This is a genomic window from Spiroplasma sp. ChiS (genome assembly GCF_002968355.1).
Taxonomy (GTDB): Bacteria; Bacillota_I; Bacilli_A; order Mycoplasmatales; family Mycoplasmataceae; genus Spiroplasma; species Spiroplasma citri.
This window is the reverse complement of record NZ_PUUH01000053.1, coordinates 1-22,522: the sequence shown is the minus strand read 5'-3', so window position 1 is coordinate 22,522 and position 22,522 is coordinate 1. Positions and strand designations below refer to the sequence as shown.

Sequence of the window (22,522 nt, the reverse complement as noted above, 5' to 3'; positions counted from 1 at the left end):
TTTTTTTCGTAAACAGTGTTATAATTATCAACAAGAGAATTATTTTCTCTTGCTCGGTTTTTATTGGAATTAACAGAATACTTGTTTTTTACGAAAGATTGGTATTCTTATTTTAATTTGTCGCTTTCAGCGCAAATTTGTTTGCGTGCTTGTTGGTAAGTTAACCCACTTAAAAAAGGGTTTGTTGCTTCTTCTTTTTCGTAGCGGCGATCAGACACAGTTAAATAATGCAATTCTTTAATTGCTGTGTCATTAATTGCTTGATAACCCGCCAAGCGATATTTGTTATTATCTCGTGTATTATAAATTCAGTAGGTAAAATACATATCAACCCCAACCAAAAAGTATTTACCAGTTTTGTCTAAGAAACACATTATTTTAGGCACACAAATAAATTTGTCATAAATTTTGACTTTATAGTTGTCTTGGCGGGTAGGGTGTTGGCGAACACATTTTTTCGGTAAGTAAAAATTAGAGATATGTTTATTTTCATCAAGTTGATTAATCACTTTATAACTAAACCCATTTATCTCAACAAAGTGATAATTGAGTTGTTCTGTTTGTTGTGTTAGTTCTTGCATAATAATATGCTCCTTTCTACGGTTTTCACAATATTTAAACCCTTTATCAGTGTTGATATTTTCCAAAATCTAAAAAAGAATCATTCTTTTTGGTTATTTCAACGCTGATATAGACTTAATTTTTGTTATTTTAATATTTAAATAAAAAAATAGGTAGAATGACTTTTTTATCACTCTACCTGTACACAAAAATTAAAAAATGTTATAATTTAACTGACCTACCATAAAACGGTGGGGGTTAAATCAATAAGTCCTAGTTAAGTGGCGTGATGAACCGTTTAATAGGTGTATAGAAGAATGACTGCTGGGTCATTTTTCTTTTCTTTTATTTTTTGATATATTTTTATATTATTTTTAATAATTTTTTCAATATTAATAATGTCATCTGTTGCTAATAAAAAATTAATAAACTTTTCTTCTCTAAGATATATTAATGCTAGTTCATTGAATTTTTTAATTTGAAAATAGTTAAGTAAATTTTTAGAAAAATCAATATTCAATAATTTTTTATAGCATTTTGTGTATTATTTTTAATACAACATTTATATGAAAAAGTAATAAAATTTTGCGTTAAAATACTTAGCTCATCAAAAGTGTTGACAGTTAAATATATATAAAATATAAAATTATAATGTTGTGAAAAATAAAAATATAAAAACCTTTCATATAAGACCTTTTCATCAAAATCACAATAATTAATTTTTAATAGTGTGTTTTTCAATAATAGTTTCATTTAAAATTGGAGTTCAATAAATATTTTATTGCTTAGTATTAAAATAAATTTAAATCTATTTCTTGTTCTTTTAAATTGTGAATTGCTTGATTAACTATATTTATATTGAAATGTATAACTATTTCATTGCCTCCTAATTCTATTTCTTGGTTAAATATTTTATCTTTTAATAAATTGTTATTAAAAATTTTTTATAATTTAAAGAAATCTAAAAATATATGATCATATATTCTTTCTATTCAAAATAACCTTTTATTTCTTTTGCTTGAAAATTTCATTACTGAATTTTGTTCAAGTAATTCATAATAATTTGATCAAAGGTTAGAATATTCATTTAAAATTTTTTCATTTATTTTTTTAATTTCTAAAACATCTTTTTCATTTAAATCTTTACTATTTATAAATATAAATAAACCTTTTTTTGAAGTTAATTTATTTTTTTTAAATTCAACATTTAAATAATTTTCAACGAATTTTGCATCTTTAAAAAGTGATTCGTTTGAAAAATATTGATTTTTAATTAAATTATTATAATTAGATTCAACTTGTTTATCTGATTGAGTCAACTTTTGAAATGAATTTAAAAAAGATGGTATTAACATTACGTTTAACATTGATTCTAATAATGCTTTACTTATTATTTTATTATTTAAAAAATTATTTATTTCATAATTTATAAAAACAACTATTATAAAATTATAAAAAATTATACAGATTCAAAATCATATAGGAACAAATTCTAAACTTCTTTGAGCTCTAAATTTTTGATTATTTAATTTTAATTTGTAATCAAATATAAATATTTTTTTAAAAAATTTATTTTTTGTAGTTCAGTTTGTATAAGTAAATTTTAAAAGTAAATAAAAACTCCCACAAATTATTATATATGAGGTTATGTTTTGCTCTAAACTTGAAAACAAATTTAATATAAATAGTATAGATATTATTAAAAATATTATTTGATCAAAAATAAATCATATAAAAGTTGGAATATCATTTTTGAAATATTTTCTAACTATTTTATTATGTTTTTTAAATAAACTAACATTTTTTTTACTCATGTCATTATTTCCTTTTCTAAAAAATTTAATTAGTTATTCATTATGAACTTATTGTTGTATTTTGCTAAGTTAATATTTAATAAATTTTTTATACAAAATAATATTAACATAAAAATTAATTAGTATTCTTATCTTTTTGTAGTAAACCGTTAATAATTTCACTAGCATTGCGAGTATTTAGTTCATTTAATTGATACAAAATAAAAAAGAGTTTTTATTCTCTTTCATTTTCAATTTCTTCTGAATCTAATGCCGAATGGTAGCTAGATAAACTTACTGAATCTTCTGAAACTGGTTTTAATAATTGGTTAAATTCAGTATTAATATCCTTATATTTTTCTGCACGATTTTTTTATCCAAATCTGCATTAAGATTATTATTTTTAGACACTGGTGTTGGGGTCAATGGTTGCATTTTTTGATTTTTCATTTTATTTTCCCTTTTCAATTCTAACATCACTAAATCAAATGATTTTTTAGTTTTTTCATCAACACCTTTGTTTTTATAATATTCTGATATTTCTTTGTGAATTTTTTCAGAAATTTTTTGTGATAAATCGTAACTTTCTTTTTTATTAAAACCAAGTATCCCTAAAAAAGAATTAAGACCCTTTTTAATTGATTTATATGTTTTTTTCAGTTTTTTTTATTTCTGATGTAAATTTCATATTATTTATTTTTCTATTAAATTTTAATTATTTTAAATAATTAAAGTAATTTATTTTAAAACTAATTTTAAAATCATATACATATTAAATTTACCATAATTTTATTATTTTTACTAAACTGGTTTCGCGGTGATTTTTTAAATTTTATGTAAATTACTATAAATCAACCGCTCGCCTAAAAATTACTCCTTGTTGTTTCAAATTTCGTAGGTGTTTAGTTCTTGTCACGCATAGTTATTGATTTGATTTTGTATTCAGTTGGCGAGGGTTTGAGTTGGGGTAATTCAGTGGACTTGGTAGTTGTCTTTATAGTATTTGCGGAGACCATCAAGTTTTTTTCTAAACCGCTCGGGGGTTTTTCGTATGCGCTCAAATTCCACTAATTGAATTATCCCATCAGTTTTATAAACAATTAAGTCAGGGTAGGCGTTGAGATTACCATTTTCCATTTTGAGCTTTCGCTCTGTTTGGTAGTGCTCGATATCGGTTTGACTACAAAGTCATTTAATCAACATATCTTGGTGGGGGAGTTCATAGCAATTTATCTTAATTAATTTTTTGTGTTCACGACCAACAAAAGTATTTCCCTTATGAGAAAGATAATAAATGTTTTTTCTTGTATGTTGGTCGATTTTATAAAAACCTTTTGAAGCGTGATAATCTAATAATCGCTCATTTGGTTATATTTGTTTTTTCTTTATCTATATTTGGCATAATTATTTATACTTTAAATAGTAAATATAATTATTTATATAAAATAATTACGATAAAATTAATATTTATTTTTTTATTGCCATTTACCCGCGAAAATAATGTTCAATGCGCCACAGAGGACAATAGCAAAACAAACAACAAAAAAACCTTATTTTATAAGGTTTTTAAAGATTATTTTCATTAAATAATATTATAAATTATTGCAAAAATCATACATTTTTATCAACTAATAAGATTTATATTATTATTATTAATTAAATAAATAAATTTATTTATATGGAATTTACTAAAAGAAATGCTATTAAATTTATATAATTCTTTAATAAATTTATTTTCTTCTAAAATTGATATTTTAATATTATTTTTTTCTTCCGATAAAAGTCCGGTTTCTTTATTATCTATTTTAAAAATAAAAGAATTTCTAGGAATTGTTATTAAATAATTTGTTTTATTTTCTTTACCTAAAAAAATTTTAAACAATTTATTTTTTTCACTTGTACTAAAAACATTAAAATATATTTGGTCGCTATTGATTTCAATAATTTGATAAGTAATATCTTTATTAAAATCTTTATTTCCTAAAATAGGTTCTATATTATTTTTTCCATTTTTTAATACATATCCACCAGCAAAATCAGATTTATAAATTCCAAAATAAAGATTATTTTTTTCATCAAAATAAATGGTATCAATGATTAAATTATTTGGTAAGATTATTTTTCCTGTTTTTTTATTTTCTATATCATATTTATATAAACCATCCATTGTACTTACATATACTATATTTTCTTTAACAAAGATACAATTTGTTTTTCCTTCTACAAGTGGCATTTGCTGTGCTTGGCTTTCATTATTAAGAATTATTACTCCACCACTAGAACCTAAATAAAAATTTTTTCTATTATCAACAGCTAATTGAAAACTATCTACTTTAAAATTTTTGTTTTTTCAAACAACTTTCTTTTCTTTTGTATTTATATTATATTTTCATATTTTTTCTCCAGGTAAAGTAATACTTTCATTATCAAAAGTTGCCCAATAAATATTTCCTGCACTATCAATTGTGCTTGAAATAATTGTTTTTTCACTTTTTACTAAATTTGTTAAATTAAAATTTTTTCTATTTACATTTGATAATTTTTCATTTTTTTCTTGTATTATTTCAACTTTATCTTCTGATGAAATTACTTCTTCTGTTTTTGGTTCGTATGTTGTATTAGCAACAAGGGGTGCTACAGCACTAACTGCTAACATACCAGTTCCTATTAAACTTAGTAGTTTTTTCATATATATCATTCCTTTCTTTTATAAAAATAGAGATAATAGACTTATTTTCCTTATTATTTCCATAAATTTAAAAATGTTGATATGATATATTAAAATTTGATACAATAATTTACAGAAACACAAGGAATTTAAGCATTTTGTGTTTCTATGCTATAAAATTATATTTCTATTTTTATACTTTCATCTTAACAACAATATTTTTAATAACAACCTCTATTTTAAAATAAATAAAAATTTATTTTATTTTTTTATTATTTGTTGTTTCAGATTTCGTAGGTGTTTAGTTCTTGTCACGCATAGTTATTGATTTGATTTTCAATTCAGTTAGCGACGGCTTGAGTTGGGGTAATTCAGTGGACTTGGTAGTTGTCTTTATAGTATTTGCGGAGACCATCAAGTTTTTTTCTAAACCGCTCGGGGGTTTTTCGTGTGCGTTCAAACTCAACTAATTGAATTGTTCCATCAGTTTTATAAATAATTAAGTCAGGGTAGGCGTTGAGATTACCATTTTCCATTTTGAGATCCCGCTCTGTTTGGTAGTGCTCGATATCGGTTTGACTACAAAGTCATTTAATCATCATATCTTGGTGGGGCATTTCATAGCAATTTATTTTAATTGCTTTTTTGTGTTCACGACCAACAAAAGTATTTCCCTTATGAGAAAGATAATAAATATTACGATGGGTATGTTGGTCAACTTTTATCAAACCTTTTTTATGTAATGTTTTTAAAAGTTCTTCGGTCGCCCGTTTTTTCTTATTAACTAATAAACCGATTTGCTCTGTATTTAAGTATCCCCAACGATTTATCATCAGCAATATTTTTTCTTGTTCCCCCATAACATCAACTCCTTACCAATCACGCTTGTCTTACTAACCGGGTGGGTTTTTGGCTTAATGTTTGTGTTCCGCAGTGTAAAAAAGATTATATTACTGTATTTAAAAACAGTAAATATTCACACAGTAATTATACTATATATTCTAAATATTTAATATTTTTTGAATAAAATACTAATAAATATATTTTAAAAGTATATAAAATTTATTAAATATTTTGTTTTGATATAGTAATGGTATTTATTTTAGTTTTTTATTGGAAGAAAAGGTATAATAAAAATCGGTGATTTGCCAAACAGCAAAAACGATATGATAAAGACCATATCTTATTGCTTTCGCTCATATTTCAAACTGTTTGCCATTATCCGTATTTCAATATTCTTTGATATCTTTTTTATTTTCGTTTATTTGTAAATAAACATTTTCAGTATGACCTAGATTATCAGATAGTTCAACAACATATTTACCATTTGTTGTTGCTAACTGCGACCCATCAAGTTTTATCCCGTTTGTTGAGTCAATCGTGCTTGATTGTGATGTTTTATTTCATTCATCATCACAACCATAGACAACGCCAGTTATCACACTGCTTGGTGTTGGTTTAACCATTGTGATAATACTTTCACTACTTGCATAGTAAAAAGTGTTAACTGGGTTTGTGATATTAATTGTATCAATTTGACCAAGATAATCTTTCACTACCGTTGCGGTTGATGATGTTGCTGTTACATCAATCTTTAAGTCAACTATCGTTGCTGAAACAACATTATAAGTTATATCAACCGAACCCGCATAACTTTTACTATCTTTTTTCGCGGTTAAAGTTGCAGAATGATTATCTTTTTTGGTTATTTCAATTTGCGAAAAATCATCAATAACATTGTGGTTTTTTTGATTAACGGCTGCAAAAATAGTGTCATCATTGTTATTGATGATATTACCTAAATCAGTCGTTTTAATTAACTCACTTAAATTTTCTTGCTTACTTGGTGTTGGTGGGTCTATTTTTGCTTGCATAGAAACAATAATTTCACTCGTATATTGTTTACCATCTAAAGTAAGCATTACTTGTAAATTATGGTCGCTCGGTGCAATTTCGGGTTTAACATTGATTTTTCATTGTTTGCTTGTTTGTGCTTGTTGGACATTATCAAAAATAAATTTATCAATGTTGGGGTTGGCAATATCAATGTTTAACTCCCCGTCCACACTAAGCAGGTCGGAGCGAGTCCAAGTTTGCGTTCTTGTACTATCAACCAACGCAAACTTACTTTGTGTTTTTACCCATTCCAACAATGTTAATGCTGAATGTATTATATATGCACCAGTTCAGTACCAAAATAAAGATACTTTGTTTTATCTATTGTAATTGAATTAACTTTATTATTTATTCCATTTATTTTGGTTAGTGTGTTTGACCCCGCAGACAACTTATATGCACCATCAAATTTACCAAAGTAAATGTTATTTTCACTATCAACAACAAGCGAAATTATATTTCCATTTATTCCATTTATTTTTGTTGGTGTTGTTTCACCGTGTTTTAACACAAACGCACCCTCACCTGTGCCAAAATATATATTATTTTTACTATCAATTGTAATTGATTGAACTTTATCATTAACTCCGTTTATTTGTTTTAATGGTAGATAGGCATTATTTGACTTAGATGTCAAGGTGCGGGTTGCGGGTGTGTTGGCAAGCAACGGGGCGGTAATGCTCGCTGTCAGCGTAGTTATTGTTAAAATACTTAGTAATTTTTAATTGTTGTTTTCCTTTCTAAATAAAAAAGAGAATAGTACAACCGCACTATCTCCACAAGCAATTTCTAACATATTTCACAAGAGTATCAAAAGGACAAACAAAATACCCCAGTAAAATATGTTAAAATTGTCTGTGGAAACGCTAGTAGCAAGCTAGTGTTTCCACGATAGTAATTTATTTTCGAGATAAATTACTATCACTTTATATAAAATTTAAGAAGCAGTAAGAGAAGAAGTCACTTACTAATGTTATTGCACCACATCTAATTTATAGGTGTGGTTTTTTAATAATTTGTTATAAGTTTTTATGATAAATAGAAAAATAAATTTGTAGTTCCTTTTTTTATTCATTAAACTCTAATGTTTTTTTATAAAAACTATATTTTTTATTTATTGAATTAATATTTTATCAAGGTTATCTATTTTTTCTGCAAGATCGTTGCTATTAATTTTATAAAAATTAATGCTTTGTCGTGTATATTCTTTAAAATAAATATTATCATTAATATAATAAATATCCATAATTTCATCATCGCTATCATATAAATTATTAATATTCTTAATTTTTATTTTCTGGTATTTCATTGTATTTGGATTAAACTTATATATTCCTCTACCAGTTCCAAAATAAATTTTGCCATTATTGTTATAAATATAACAATGTGAATTAGGAAGTAGTTTTATAATTTTGTAATTATAATCTAAAATATAAGTTTTATATAAACAACCAATATAAATATATTTTTTATCAAATAAAAAATAATTTACTTTATTATTTTTATTTAAAAATTCTATACCGTTTATTTTTGTTACTGTTGTTTCACCTTGTTTTAAAAAATAGGCTCCATTAACAGTAGCAAAATAAACTTTATTTTTATTTATAAATAAAGAAGTAACTTCATCATTTAAATTATCTATTTTATTTGGTTCATTTTCATTATTTTTTAAAACATATGTATTATTCAAAGTTGTAAAATATAAATTATTTTCTTCATCAAACCCTAATGTTTTTTTATAAAAACCATATTTTTTAATATCTTTATTTAAAATTGCATTTGTTTCACCAGATTTCAAAATATACAACCCATTATTTGAATCAAAATAAACATTGTTATTATTATCAATGTTAATATTAAAAATACGTTCATTTATTCCATTAATTTTTTGTGCAGTAGTTTCATTATGTTTTAACATATATATATCTCCACCACTAGAACCGAGCGAAACACTATACATAGAAAAATACATATTATTTTTTGAATCAAAATTTATATACCAAATATTTGAACTATTAATATTCTTAATTTTTATTAATTTATTATTTTTATTTTTTAAAAAATATAATCCATTATCTGTTATAAAATAATCATTGCTATAATTGTCTTTAAAAAATGAAATAATTTTACTTTTTATCTTATCAAAATTAATTATTGGTTTTTTAAACCCGTTATAAAAATTAAATTCTTTTTCGAAATTAATACTTCTTTTATTTTTTACAGAATTTGGTGGTTGTACTAGTGTTAAATTTGTGAGAATTAATTTTTCAACAACTGGCATTAATACTTTTTCTTTTGTTCTTTTTTCATGTTGTTTTTCTTTTGTTTTTTTACAAGCAATAACACTACTTGCGCCGGTTACAGTTAAACTAACTGCACTTAAGAAAATTAAAATTTTTTTCATTATTTTTTCTCCCTAGTTATTAATTATAATATTTTTTTTATAAATTAAAATAATTTATTTATTTAAGTGTTGAAATAAAACATCTAAACAAGTGGGGTCAACTTGTATTTTTAATAAATAACTTGCCGCTCGGAAGCATAGTTATTGTTAAGATACTTAATAATTTTTTCATTTCTGTATTCCTTTCTGAACAATAAAAATAGGAATAGCACAACCGCACTATTCCCACAAGCAATTTCTAACATATTTCACAAGAGTATCAAAAGGACAAACAAAATACCCCAGTAAAATATGTTAAAATTGTCTGTGGAAACGCTAGGTGTTAACTAGTGTTTCCACGATAGTAATTTATCTGAACAATAAATTACTATCACCAAATTTTAATTTGTTTTATTTATTTTTTTTATTATACACTATATACATTTTTATATCTAGTTTTTTATTTTAAAAGAGAAGATTTTATATTTGCTATATTTGATACATTTGGACAAAGTAAGTACCAAAGATAGAAATATCTTGGTAAACAAATTATAACATAATTTTATTTTACCAAGATATTTTATAATTATTTACTTATTGTATAATACTTATTGTATAAATTAATGGTATATTAATGCTTCAACTAGATAATTCACTCAAATTTATTTTAAAATAAATACTAGCTGTTGTTTCAGTTATATTATTTATATTATAAACATAGTCATAATTTCGTATTCAATTTTTAATAAAATTATTTTCATCACTTTTTTGTATAATTTTATTTATTAGTTCATCTTTTGTTGGTTTAGTATTTGGGCTTATAATTGTACCTAAATCAATTCTATCAGGTCTATCTTTACTATCTAATTTTCTGTTTATTGTTATTTGTATTGGTTTATTGGTTTATTTAAATTCATTATATTGAACATAAAAATTAACTTTATTTTTAAGTCAAAAAAAATCTTCTGGACTATTTTCATCATTATAAAAACTTACTTTTGTTTTATTAAAATTATCATAATCAACATGGTATTCACCACCAACAACTAAATGTTTATCATAAAAATCTGATATTTTTATTGGAATTAATTCTTTTAATTTTTTTAAATAAAAATCTTTAGATTGTAATTTATCAACTTCAAAAGTTATTTTTTTCTCAGAAGCATTTGTAACTGATTCATGTGTAAATAGATATGCAACTCTATTTGCTATTTCTTCATTTGTTGCTACTCTTGTTGGAGTACAAGCAACAAGAGGTGTTACAGCACTAGTTGTTAATATACCAGCTCCAATTAAACTTAGTATTTTTTTCATATATATCACTTCTTTCTTATATTTTTGTTATTTTTTTATATATATAAAATATCATAAAAATTTTTATTGACAATACAGTTATTCCCCGCAGTTGTTATCCCCTCTGTTAATCGTAAATTACTCATCATCGATTTTTTGAATCGTAAAACTACAATTCAAGCATTTTTGTAAATCAACATCGACAAACATTAAATTATGATTGATAGTCTCTTTATTTTCTATTTTTTCACAATTTTAATTCATTCATAATTGCTGATATTTTTTTTCTTCTTCATCACAAAAACAAGATATCATATTAATAATTAATTCATTTGATAATTTTATATCTGTTCTTAACATATTTTTTATTTGATTTCTGCCATCATAGTTTTTGGCAAAGTCTTTAAATTTTTCTGAGTGTTCTATACAAAAAGGACTATCTATTTCAATAATAGAATTATTTTCTTGACAATATGGAACTAAACAAATATTTTCATCTATTTTCATTGTTATTTGATTTCCTTGATGAGTTTTTCGTATGCTTGTTTCTGTCGCCAATATGTAGGGTTAGTCCATATTGTGTCTAATTTAACTGTGTTTTTTGAAAAAGTATCTGAGTGTTTAATTTCACATTTTAATAAATATTGAGTAAGATTATCATTTTTTAATCATTCCAAAATGGTTTCTGTAACATCATTATTTTTTACATTATTTAATAAAATCTTAATATTTGGTGGTTTTTTATTAATAATTTTAGCAATATGATTTAAAGTATTTTTTAAATCTAATACCCCTTTATAACAACCTCCATCATCAGTTAACGGTACTATTATTAAATCAGATAACATCAAAAAACTTATTCCTAACTCTTGTATTGTTGGGGGATAATCAATCAACACATAATCATAACAATCCAATATTTCTTCATTAATTTCATAAATTAAATCAGCAAATAAATATTTATCTTTTTCAGTTTTATAAAAAGTATTTATTAAAGTTGTTGTTGAATTTATTTCTTCTCCCCCAACAATAATATCAATATTTTTATATTTTGTTGATTGAATAATTTTATCAACAGTTATTAAATTTGCATTTGTAATTAAAGGTATAATATTTTTTTTATAATCATAATTATTATTTGAGAAATTGGTTGATAAGGTTGCTTGGGGGTCAAGGTCAATTAATAAAACCTTTGCCCCATCAAGGGATAATTTATAGGCAACATTTTTGCATAATGTCGTTTTTCCGACCCCACCTTTTTTTACTGCAAAACTAATCATCTTCATTTTTACTATTCTCCAATCTATCAAAATAATCTTTTAAAATATTATTCATAAGAGTTGTATTCGTTCATTGTTTCTGTTTTGCTAAATTTCTAAATTTTTGTACTAATTCCACATTACATAACATTCTAGGCATAACATTAATTTCATTTATTTTTTTAAACTCTTTAACATTTTTAAAACTAGAATTATTTTTATATATATCATTATTATTTATGGTTTCTTTTATTAATTTATTTATTTTATTGGGCATATTGTTTCCTTTCTATACTATTAATACTAAATTTAGTATTAATAGTATAATATAATAAAATTTATTAAAATCAAGTTTTTATTATATTATACTATTAATACTAAATTTAGTATTAATAGTATAATATAATAAAATTTATTAAAATCAAGTTTTTATTTTTTTATTGCCATTTACCCGCGAAAATAATGTTCAATGCGCCACAGAGGACAATAGCAAAACAAGCAACAAAAAACCCTTATTTTATAAGGGTTTTAAAAAATATCAATAACATTATATTTTAATTTGTTTATTGATTAAGTGCTGGTTTTGCAGGAAAAACAACTACATCAAATTCTGTTCCATCATGTTTATATGAAATTGGTAGTGTTTTAATATAAAAATCTCCATTGAATTTTTTAACATATCCGTTTAGAATATTAAAAATTCAATCTGTATTTTCATATTGTTTCATCATATCAAATATTCTTTGTACAGAAAGATTGCACGCAACATTATCTCCTTCATAGGGAATAACCAAATACAAATACTGGTCTGTATTATATTTTTGATATACTCATGTATCAACTTGATCAACTGTTTTATAGAAAAAATAATCCACATCAATTTCAGAATGAGCTGGTACGTTTATTTTTTGAGTAGTTGCATTATAAGTATCTGTCACAGTATCTGTTCATGTACCAGATGCACTAATTTCAGCAGTTAATTTTGTATTTTCAATAATTGCATTAATTTCAAATGTAGTACTTATTTTTGCTCCTAATGTTAAAGAATTCCCTACTGTTTGTTGGTGAGTATAAGAAGATGTGGATAAATTTTGTGCTTCATCAGTTTTATTTATTAGAGCATCATGAGCATGATCAAGTTCATCTTTTTTTTCATTTGTTATTTTTGGTATATTAATAATACCTTTACCTTGTTCAACTCAATTTTGTTGCTCATTTTCATCTCATCAATAACTATCTGTAAAAAGACAATAAGGACTGGAAGCTTTATTTGCTCAATACTCATTAGGATCTATATTATTTTTATGTGTAGGATCCTTCAAATTATGCAAATAATTAAGACAATATCAAAAATATTCAAAATATCCTGGTCCGGTTGATAAATCTCAATTACCTACATTAGGAATTGGTAATTCATCATTTCCATTTTTTTCTTGTGTTATTTCAACTTTATCTTCTGATGAAATTGATTCTTCTGTGCTTGGTTGGTATTTTGTATTAGCAACAAGAGGTGCTACAGGACTAGTTGCTAACATACTAGTACCCACTAAACTTAGTAGTTTTTTCATATATATCATTCCTTTCTTTTATATAAAAATAGAAATAATAGGCTTATTTTCCTTATTATTTCCATAAATTTAAAAAGAATTGATATGATATTAAAATTTGATACAATAATTTACAGAAACACAAGGAATTTAAGCATTTTGTGTTTCTATGCTATAAAATTATATTTCTATTTTTATAATTTTATCTTAACAATAAAATTTTTAATAACAACCCCATATTTTAAAATAAATGAAAATTTATTTTTTTTATTTGTTTCAAATTTCATATGTGTTTAACTCTTTTCACACATAGTTATTATGTTTATCAACATTGAGATAGTACCAAATATTTTATTAATAAATCGTTAAAAATAACTGAATATTATGTATCATCAGCAATATTTTTTCTAACTCGCCTATATCAGCAATTCCTTACCAATCACGCTTGTCTTACTAACCGGGTGGGTTTTTTTCTTTTTTGTGTTCGCTTTTTTCTTTTAAGGGCACGGGCAAAAAGAAAAAAGGAACTAAGTGGGTTTTATTGGTTATGTTAATTGCAATTAACATAACCAATAAAACCCACCACTGCGGAACAAAAACATTAAGCCGAAACCCCGTGCTATCAACAACATTGGGAGTGCGGGGTTTCGGCTTAATGTTTTTGTTCCGCAGCATAAGCAAGATTATAATACTGTATTTTAATACAGTAAATACTCACATAGTAATTATATCTTAAATTTTAATATATTTATCGTTTTTAAAATAAAATTACTGCTAAATTTATTAAATAAATTTAGTTTTGGTATAGTATAGGAATAGTTTTGGGAATATATTGGAAGAAAATGGATAATAAAAGTAGGTGATTTGCCAAACAGCAAAAACGATATGATAAAGACCATATCTTAGTATTATATTCGTTGTCTTGCTACTCTGTGGTTTTATGCAAGTTCTGTGCTTTGTTGGTAGGGGGGGTGAAGAACTCGATAGGGGAGTTAGTCTAAGTTGTCTAATTCCACTAATAACTCACTAAGTTCTTCTTCGGACATTTTTGGTGGGTCGCACTTGTTTTTTTCATAAACAGTGTTATAATTATCAACAAGAGAATTATTTTCTCTATTGTGATTATTGGCGTGTGTAGCAGAATGTTTAGCTTTGATTGAAGCTTGGTATTCTGCTTTTTGTTTGGCCATTGCTTGTAGTTCAGTTTGATATTTTTTATCAATGTCAGCCAAAAATTCTTCGCGGTTTTTAAACTTACGAAGGCGAGGTTCAATTGCTTGTCATTTTTCAAATTGACGGCGCAGCGTATTTAAGTGATGGAATTTGTACATATTAGTTTTAATCATTGCATCCCACCCAGTAGCTTTGATACGCGTTCCATCGGCATAATAAATATGATATGTTCCAAAAACACGCACCCCCAGATTAAACCAATTAGGGTCTGTTTTGGTAACGCGGATGTCTTTTTTGCCAACACTAATAAAGTTATCTCCAACACGAACCTTATTTGAAAGTGTTGTGTGTTTGTAGATATCTGATTTATGGACAAAAAAGTTACACATGTGTTTTTGATTATCTAACTGATTAAATACTTTAAACTGACTACCCGTTGGCAAATTGACAAAATGATAATTAACTTGTTCTGCTTGTTGAATTAAATTTTCCATAATGTTTTCCTTTCTAAGGGTAAATTTTCATTTTCTTCACTTGCTTCTTGAAATTTTCTAAATTCTCAAAGATGAGATATAACTTCATCAGGATTACAACAATAATGACAAATATTTTTATCAAAATTAAAATGTTCATTACAGATAAAACGATTACACGAGCAATGATTTTCTCCGACTATCATATCTTTACAAATATCGCAGATATTATTTTCTATACTATACTTTATGTCATTTCATCATTGTTTATAATCAATTACATAGTAATCTGATAAGTCTTTTCTTTTGTTCTTTTTGATTTTTCGACTAATACTCATATAAATACCTCCTTACTGCGGTTTTAAGCGAATTTAAGACCCATATCAGCGTTGATATTTTCCAAAATAAATATATATTCTTTTCGGTTATTTCAACGCTGATATAAACTGATTTTTTTTGTTATTTTAATATTTAAATAAAAAAATAGGTAGAATGACTTTTTTATCACTCTACCTATACACAAAAATTAAATAAATGTTATAATTTAACTGACCTACCATAAAACGGTAAGGGTTAAATCAATAAGCCCTAGTTAAGTGGCGTGATGAACCGCTTAATAGGTGTATAGAAGAATGACGTGGGAGTCATTTTTCTTTGTTTTTGTTTAGTTGTTTTTATTCTACCACAAGGGAAATTAAATAATTTATTTTCAACTCCTTTTTGTAACAAATAAAAAGGGAAATAACATACCGCCATTTCCACCAACATTATAATAATTGATACAACATATTCTAAGGTAAATAAAATATGTTAAGATGTCTATGGAAACACAGTTGTTGTTCAAAAATCATTGTGTTTCCGTTTTTAATTGTCATAGCATTTTTAAATGCTAATAACTACATTGTATAACAGATAAATAAATTTATCAAATATTTTGTTAAAAAATAAAACACCTTATTTTACTAAGGTGTTTTATTTAAACCTAAATTATTAAAGGTGATGTATTTTATATACATCGTGGTTAATATAACATAATTTAATTGATAATATTAAATTCTCTAACACTATATTCAAGTTCGTCAGTGTTTTTGTTATTTTTGTGAAGATATTTAATTTCAATTGTTTTAGTATCTTTATTAAATACTTTGTTTAAATTATCCGCAGTTTCATTTCAAGTAACACATTTAATATTTTGTCCGTCATCATTTACATAAAATGAAAATAAATTACGTTGAATATTGTTTTTATCAGTAATTGTTTTGAACACTGCTTTATCAGCAAAAATAATATTTACTTCTTTTGTAAATAAATTATTGTTTTGAAAATTTCTATACATATTAAAAATTCCTTTCATTAATTAAAGTATTTTATAAATAAATAATAATTTTTAAAGCTAATAAAAGAAATTAATAGTTAATAAATTAAATAAAATAAAAATACTTTAATATAATATTAACTTATTTATAACAATTTTTAAAAATTTATTTATTTAATTTTTAAATTAAGACATCTAAGTAAAGTAACTAGGGTTAACTTGTATTTTTTTAATAAATAACTTACTATTTGGTAACGTTTTTTAAAAATAAAATAAATATTTATAACACCCATTATTATTCCAATCTATTAAAACAATATCTTAAAATTTTATTTATAAGAGATTGTTTTATTTAATTTTCTTTATTGTGCTAATTCATTAAATTTTAAAATTAAGTTAATTTTGCAAGTCATAGAATTTAATTTTACTTGTTTAGATTGTTTTAATTTTTTAAATATTTTTATTGCTTTTTTTTAAAAAAAGAGTTATAAATAAGGAAGATAAAACCTACAAATGACATTATCGTTATCAAAATAATAATAATTTAATAGAAAGAAGGAATAAAATTATGGGAACATTATTAAGTATTTTAGGTTCAATCGGAATTATTAGTAGCGGAGTAGGAACAACAGCCAGCGCTACTACAAATAATGTAATTTCAGAAATAGAATTAGAAAATAATATTATTTTAGAAATAAAAACTGTTTTTCTTAAAGAATTAAATAGTAATTATGAAGTAGTAAATATTTGACAAAATATTCCTTTATTTAAAGAAGATAGTATATTATCTGCTGAAATATTACCAACATCAAGTGTTGTTGATGGTAGTATTCTTGCTGGTTCCTTAGGAACGGCGGCTGAAACTTTGGGTATTTCATTAGCAATTGGTGCAGCAATTTATGGTGGTTATTATGCTTATCAGCATTGAGATAGTGTCAAACATTTTGCTAGTGAAACACTAAAAACAACAGAAAGTTATATTTCATCTGCAACAAATTATTTAAAAAGTTGATGACCATTTTAATTTAAATATTTTAATCTATTATACCTACTTAAAAATCTTATTTTATAAGGTTTTTTTGTTGCTTGTTTTGATATCGTTGTTTGTGATTCATCACAAAATTTTTATTTATTTTAAAATATGGGGTTGTTATTAAAAATATTGTTGTTAAGATAAAAGTATAAAAATAGAAATATAATTTTATAGCATAAAAACACAAAATGCTTAAATTCCTTGTGTCTCTGTAAATTATTGTATCAAATTTTAATATATCATATCAACATTTTTAAATTTATGGAAATAATAAGGAAAATAAGCTTATTATTTCTATTTTTATATAAAAGAAAGGAATGATATAAAAAATGTTTAAACCGCCAAAAGATAAAGAAATATTATTTAGTGATTCAAAACAAATAAGAAAAAAATTTATTATTAAAAGGAACCAAATTTTATTTTTTGCTTCTTTAACTTATATATTATATTATTTTACTCGAAAAAGTTTTGATTTAAGTGGAAATAAATTAATGCAAGAAAATTTAATGTTAAAAGAACATTTTGCCTTAATTGGTATGTTTTTTGCTATTATTTATGGATGTTCTAAATTTATTATTGGCAATTTTGCTGACAGAAGTTCAAGTAGAGTTGTTGTGTGTTTTGGACTAATAATTAGTGTAATTATTAATTTAGCATTAGGCGGTGTAATTCAAATTTGAAGTGGTAAGATTAGTATTGCTCCATTAGTTTTAATGATTTTTTTAATGTCATTATTAGGTTTAAGTCAGGGAATGGGATGGCCGGGAACAGCAAGAATGTTTTCACATTGATTTGATGATAAAGAACGCACTGTCAAAATTGGAATTTGAAATATAGGACATGGTTTAGGTGGTAGTTTATTACCTTTAATAATAATTCCTTTAATTGAAATATTAGATCCAGAATCTAAAATTTTTGGTTTATATTATTGAATTCCAAGTTGTATTGCTTTGTTATTTATTCCTATAATCATTTGAGGACTACGAGATCGTCCAACAAGTGAAGGATTGCCAACAATTGAAAAATGAAAAGGAATACCAGAAAACATAAAAGAAAAGAATGAAATTAATTGAAAAGAAATTTTTACAAAATATGTTTTAAAAAATAAATTTATTTGAATTTTGGCTTGTACTAATATTTGAGTTTATGTTTTACGACAAGGAATTTCATCATGGTCATTACAAATTGTTTATGATATTCATGATATAAGATTAAAAAATAGTAAAATTTTATGATCAGTATTTGAATGATCGGGAATGATTGGGGCTATATTATCAGCTTATGTTTCTCGGTGATTTTTCAAAAATTGTAAAGCTCCCGTAATGATTATAGGTTTAATTTTTACTCTTATTGGTTTAATAATGTTTCAATTAGCACCTTTAAAAAGTATGTTAACATTATATTTTTCTTTAATTATTTCGGGATTTGGAATTTATATTCCTCAATCATTGATAGGGGCAACCGCAATTGAATTAACAAATAAGAAAGCAGCTGCAACAGCAGCTGGCTTTACTGGATTAGCGGGTTATTTTGGTGACGCAGTAATGTCTAAAATTTTAATACCACAAATTTATAATTATAATAATAATTGAACATATGTTTTTTATTACTTTTATATTTGTATATTATTATCAATTATTTGTTTGGTTTTCTTGTTAGGAAAAAATGAAAATAATAAACTTATTTAGTTGTTTTAATTTTTAATAAATATTTTATATTAATTAAATAATTTTAAATTATAAATTAAAGCAATTTTAATCTAAATTTTATAATTAAAGTTTATAAACTTTTTAAAAAATACAAATAAAATAACTATTTGAATAATTATTTTTGCTTGTTTATTTTATTATTTATAATTTTTTTAAATTATTCTCTGAAAATAATGATTAAGAAAGTAAATAACAAAATTAACAAACCTATTTTTTTTAAATTTTTGTGAATTATAAATAATTAAAATTTTATCTTTTTTTTATAAAATTTTTTAAAATATACTGTGCGATATTTTAAAAAACTGTCCTTGCCAAATTTCACTTTTGATATGTATTTTAGCGTCATTATCATATAATCAGATAATATATTCATCTGTGCTTTTGATACCAACAACAAGTGATTTACCACTCCGCGAACCGTGAATGCATTTTTTACTAATTCACACCGATAAACCTTTATGCTTGGGGATAGAAAATAAAACTGCTTTTTCGGTTTCGCATTTTAGTTTTCTGCGTGCCATAATATTAACTGTTGTTCAATTGCTTTGCTTTTTTTCCATAAAATATATTTCCTTTCCTAAGTTATTAATGTCTTCTTGTGTTTCAATTACTTTGATTTCTTCGGTTGTTGCGATAACTTGCAAAATATACCGCTTATCATTAATACTAAATAAGCACAAGCCCTTTTTAGGAGTTAAAATAACATTTTTCTCATACGCATTTATCATATTGTTATCAGTCAATAATTCAGTATAGTTTTGCAACCCAATTGAATTCAAGTGATGAATAAATTGATAAGTACACTGTTCAATTATTCCCCGTGCTTGGCGTTTAACATTTTCGCCGTGTTGGGTAAAGTCGCCGATGCTTTGCGTTAAAATATATAATTTTTAAATTAGGTAGTAAATAAAAACCTTCAAATATAATTTTTCATTGCTCCTTTTTTATATATGGTTTTATATTTTTAAAATCCTTTGTATTATTTAATTGCTCTGGGATATCTGGTAATTTATTTATATCAATATAGGTATCATTTATAATTTTACTTTCTATATATCTTTTATTTTTATCTTCAATAAAAATAGGAATAACATCATTTTGCTATTCCCACAGATAATTTTAAACAAGTAATTGTGATGATATTTTATTAATAGATAGTGGAATATAAATTAAACAATTAAAATCTATAGCAATTCCACTACCTTTATTATATGATAAAGGATTATTTTCAGATCAATTATTTTTAATTAATTCATAAATTGTTTTTATAACAGTTCCTGTAACACCCATACTATCAAAAAGTTTATTTAAATATTTATCTAATGTTAAAAAATCAGCTAAAGTTATTAATTTATCAATAACTCTACAAACATCATTACTCATTTTTCATGTAGAAGACGATATGTCATTAACAATATAATCATTTATTCCATAATCATTATATTGTTTTAACTCATTAACAAGTTTTAAAGCCTGTTTTTCGTGAGTTTTTTCTTTTAAAGCAATATCAATAATTTTATGAAGTTCCTCATCTGTTAAATCTTTTTTCTTAATTCCTTTTCCATGATCTGAAATTGTTTCTTCTTGTACTGAAATTAAGTCTTTTGTTGTTTCAACTTTATCTTCTGATGAAATTACTTCTTCTGTTTTTGGTTCGTATGTTGTATTAGCAACAAGGGGTGCTACAGCACTAACTGCTAACATACCTGCTCCTACTAAACTTAGTAGTTTTTTCATATATATCATTCCTTTCTTTTATAAAAATAGAAATAATAGACTTATTTTCCTTATTATTTCCATAAATTTAAAAAGGTTGATATGATATATTAAAATTTGATACAATAATTTACAGAAACACAAGGAATTTAAGCATTTTGTGTTTTTATACTATAAAATTATATTTCTATTTTTATACTTTCATCTTAACAACAATATTTTTAATAACAACCTCTAATGTATAATGTTATTTTGTGCGACAATTCATTTGATAAGCATATTTTTGGGGGAGTTCATAGCAATTTATTTTAATTGCTTTTTTGTGTTCACTCCCAACAAAATTATTTCCCTTATCAGAAAGATAATAAATATTACGATGGATATGTTGGTCAACTTTTATCAAACCTTTTTTATGTAATGTTTTTAAAAGTTCTTCGGTCGCCCGTTTTTTCTTATTAACTAATAAACCGATTTGCTCTGTATTTAAGTATCCCCAACGATTTATCATCAGCAATATTTTTTCTAACTCGCCTATATCAGCAATTCCTTACCAACCACGCTTGTCGTTCCGAAGTATAAACAAGATTATATTACTGTATTTAAAAACAGTAAATATTTACACAGTAATTATACTATATATTCTAAATATTTAATATTTTTTGAATAAAATACTAATAAATATATTTTAAAAGTATATAAAATTTATTAAATATTTTGTTTTGATATAGTAATGGTATTTATTTTGGTTTTCTATTGGAAGAAAAGGTATAATAAAAATTGGTGATTTGCCAAACAGCAAAAACGATATGATGAAGACCATATCTTGGTTTTGTTTATTCGTTGTCTTGCTACTCTGTGGTTTTATGCAAGTTCTGTGCTTTGTTGGTAGGGGGTGAAGAACTCGATAGGGGAGTTAGTCTAGGTTGTCTAACTCCCCTAATAACTCATTAAGTTCTTCTTCGGACATTTCTGGTGGGGCGCCCTTGTTTTTTTCGTAAACAGTGTTATAATTATCAACAAGAGAATTATTTTCTCTTGCTCGGTTTTTATTGGAATTAACAGAATACTTAGTTTTTACGAAAGATTGGTATTCTGCTTTTAATTTGTTGCTTTCAGCGCAAATTTGTTTGCGTGCTTGTTGGTAAGTTAACCCACTTAAAAATGGGTTAGTTGCTTGTTCTTTTTCGTATTTGCGTTGTGCCACAGTTAAATAATGCAATTCTTTAATTGCTGTGTCATTAATTGCTTGATAACCCGCCAAGCGATATTTGTTATTATCACGCGTGTTATAAATTCAGTAGGTAAAATACATATCAACCCCAACCAAAAAGTATTTACCAGTTTTGTCTAAGAAACACATTATTTTAGGCACACAAATAAATTTGTCATAAATTTTGACTTTATAACTATCTTGGCGGGTAGGGTGTTGGCGAACACATTTTTTCGGTAAGTAAAAATTAGAGATATGTTTATTTTCATCAAGTTGATTAATCACTTTATAACTAAACCCATTTATCTCAACAAAGTGATAATTGAGTTGTTCTGTTTGTTGTGTTAGTTCTTGCATAATAATATGCTCCTTTCTACGGTTTTCACAATATTTAAACCCTTTATCAGTGTTGATATTTTCCAAAATCTAAAAAAGAATCATTCTTTTTGGTTATTTCAACGCTGATATAGACTTAATTTTTGTTATTTTAATA

Annotated in this window: 23 protein-coding genes; 2 read left to right on the top strand and 21 right to left on the bottom strand. The window is 24.5% G+C overall.

The window, feature by feature from the left end:
- Nucleotides 1-107: 107 nt before the first annotated feature.
- From C6B38_RS02440 to C6B38_RS02365, 17 genes are all read right to left on the bottom strand, one after another.
- Complete coding sequence (locus C6B38_RS02440; RefSeq protein WP_105298522.1) at nt 108-581, bottom strand: hypothetical protein; 474 nt, start codon at nt 579-581, stop codon at nt 108-110.
- Between the two features lie 278 nt (nt 582-859).
- Nucleotides 860-1,081 carry a hypothetical protein gene (locus C6B38_RS02435; protein WP_105298521.1) on the bottom strand — a complete coding sequence of 74 codons (222 nt, stop codon included), beginning with the start codon at nt 1,079-1,081 and terminating at the stop codon, nt 860-862.
- A 424-nt stretch (nt 1,082-1,505) separates the two neighbouring features.
- On the bottom strand, nt 1,506-1,928 hold the full coding sequence (locus C6B38_RS09360; protein WP_146693271.1) for a hypothetical protein: 423 nt from the start codon (nt 1,926-1,928) through the stop codon (nt 1,506-1,508).
- A 1,296-nt stretch (nt 1,929-3,224) separates the two neighbouring features.
- Nucleotides 3,225-3,491 carry a hypothetical protein gene (locus C6B38_RS09355; protein ID WP_146693270.1) on the bottom strand — a complete coding sequence of 89 codons (267 nt, stop codon included), beginning with the start codon at nt 3,489-3,491 and terminating at the stop codon, nt 3,225-3,227.
- 484 nt (nt 3,492-3,975) lie between these two features.
- Nucleotides 3,976-5,043, bottom strand: a complete 1,068-nt coding sequence (locus C6B38_RS02425) for a hypothetical protein (protein ID WP_105298519.1) — start codon at nt 5,041-5,043, stop codon at nt 3,976-3,978.
- Between the two features lie 251 nt (nt 5,044-5,294).
- Nucleotides 5,295-5,882, bottom strand: a complete 588-nt coding sequence (locus C6B38_RS02420) for a replication-relaxation family protein (RefSeq protein WP_105298518.1) — start codon at nt 5,880-5,882, stop codon at nt 5,295-5,297.
- Between the two features lie 237 nt (nt 5,883-6,119).
- Nucleotides 6,120-7,175: a hypothetical protein gene (locus C6B38_RS02415; protein WP_146693269.1), complete on the bottom strand. Its 1,056-nt coding sequence runs from the start codon at nt 7,173-7,175 to the stop codon at nt 6,120-6,122.
- A gap of 17 nt (nt 7,176-7,192) precedes the next feature.
- On the bottom strand, nt 7,193-7,585 hold the full coding sequence (locus tag C6B38_RS02410; protein WP_105298516.1) for a hypothetical protein: 393 nt from the start codon (nt 7,583-7,585) through the stop codon (nt 7,193-7,195).
- Nucleotides 7,586-8,032: 447 nt separating this feature from the next.
- The gene (locus C6B38_RS02405; RefSeq protein WP_105298515.1) at nt 8,033-9,322 is read right to left on the bottom strand and encodes a lipoprotein; all 1,290 of its coding nucleotides are present in this window, start codon (nt 9,320-9,322) and stop codon (nt 8,033-8,035) included.
- 882 nt (nt 9,323-10,204) lie between these two features.
- A complete protein-coding gene (locus C6B38_RS02400) occupies nt 10,205-10,615 on the bottom strand; it encodes a lipoprotein (protein ID WP_105298514.1) in 411 nt (136 codons plus the stop codon).
- Between the two features lie 234 nt (nt 10,616-10,849).
- Entirely contained in the window at nt 10,850-11,101 is a 252-nt protein-coding gene (locus tag C6B38_RS02395; protein ID WP_105298513.1) for a hypothetical protein, read from the bottom strand.
- Nucleotides 11,102-11,103: 2 nt separating this feature from the next.
- Nucleotides 11,104-11,880 (bottom strand): ParA family protein, encoded by a 777-nt coding sequence (locus C6B38_RS02390; RefSeq protein ID WP_105298512.1) that lies wholly within the window; start codon nt 11,878-11,880, stop codon nt 11,104-11,106.
- Nucleotides 11,867-12,130 carry a hypothetical protein gene (locus tag C6B38_RS02385; RefSeq protein ID WP_105298511.1) on the bottom strand — a complete coding sequence of 88 codons (264 nt, stop codon included), beginning with the start codon at nt 12,128-12,130 and terminating at the stop codon, nt 11,867-11,869. Before C6B38_RS02385 ends, C6B38_RS02390 begins: the two co-directional genes overlap by 14 nt.
- Nucleotides 12,131-12,416: 286 nt before the next feature.
- Nucleotides 12,417-13,421, bottom strand: coding sequence for an ETX/MTX2 family pore-forming toxin (locus C6B38_RS02380; protein ID WP_162475817.1), 1,005 nt, complete (start codon nt 13,419-13,421; stop codon nt 12,417-12,419).
- Nucleotides 13,422-14,392: 971 nt separating this feature from the next.
- Nucleotides 14,393-15,067 carry a hypothetical protein gene (locus tag C6B38_RS02375; RefSeq protein ID WP_105298509.1) on the bottom strand — a complete coding sequence of 225 codons (675 nt, stop codon included), beginning with the start codon at nt 15,065-15,067 and terminating at the stop codon, nt 14,393-14,395.
- Nucleotides 15,055-15,384 (bottom strand): hypothetical protein, encoded by a 330-nt coding sequence (locus C6B38_RS02370; protein ID WP_105298508.1) that lies wholly within the window; start codon nt 15,382-15,384, stop codon nt 15,055-15,057. The genes C6B38_RS02375 and C6B38_RS02370 overlap by 13 nt, the downstream gene beginning before the upstream one ends.
- Before the next feature lie 698 nt (nt 15,385-16,082).
- Nucleotides 16,083-16,382, bottom strand: coding sequence for a hypothetical protein (locus C6B38_RS02365; protein ID WP_105298507.1), 300 nt, complete (start codon nt 16,380-16,382; stop codon nt 16,083-16,085).
- A 547-nt stretch (nt 16,383-16,929) separates the two neighbouring features.
- Here C6B38_RS02365 and C6B38_RS02360 point away from each other — a divergent pair.
- Both C6B38_RS02360 and C6B38_RS02355 read left to right on the top strand, forming a co-directional pair.
- A complete protein-coding gene (locus C6B38_RS02360; protein WP_105298506.1) occupies nt 16,930-17,385 on the top strand; it encodes a hypothetical protein in 456 nt (151 codons plus the stop codon).
- Between the two features lie 338 nt (nt 17,386-17,723).
- Complete coding sequence (locus tag C6B38_RS02355) at nt 17,724-19,082, top strand: MFS transporter (RefSeq protein WP_105298505.1); 1,359 nt, start codon at nt 17,724-17,726, stop codon at nt 19,080-19,082.
- 293 nt (nt 19,083-19,375) lie between these two features.
- Here C6B38_RS02355 and C6B38_RS02350 read toward each other — a convergent pair whose 3' ends face one another.
- The 4 genes from C6B38_RS02350 to C6B38_RS02335 all read right to left on the bottom strand — a co-directional run bounded on the left by C6B38_RS02350 (nt 19,376) and on the right by C6B38_RS02335 (nt 22,386).
- Nucleotides 19,376-19,831: a hypothetical protein gene (locus C6B38_RS02350; protein WP_105298504.1), complete on the bottom strand. Its 456-nt coding sequence runs from the start codon at nt 19,829-19,831 to the stop codon at nt 19,376-19,378.
- Nucleotides 19,832-20,222: 391 nt separating this feature from the next.
- Entirely contained in the window at nt 20,223-20,840 is a 618-nt protein-coding gene (locus tag C6B38_RS02345; protein ID WP_105298503.1) for a hypothetical protein, read from the bottom strand.
- 226 nt (nt 20,841-21,066) lie between these two features.
- The gene (locus tag C6B38_RS02340; protein ID WP_105298502.1) at nt 21,067-21,327 is read right to left on the bottom strand and encodes a hypothetical protein; all 261 of its coding nucleotides are present in this window, start codon (nt 21,325-21,327) and stop codon (nt 21,067-21,069) included.
- Nucleotides 21,328-21,732: 405 nt separating this feature from the next.
- Nucleotides 21,733-22,386, bottom strand: a complete 654-nt coding sequence (locus tag C6B38_RS02335; RefSeq protein ID WP_105298501.1) for a hypothetical protein — start codon at nt 22,384-22,386, stop codon at nt 21,733-21,735.
- Nucleotides 22,387-22,522 lie beyond the last annotated feature (136 nt).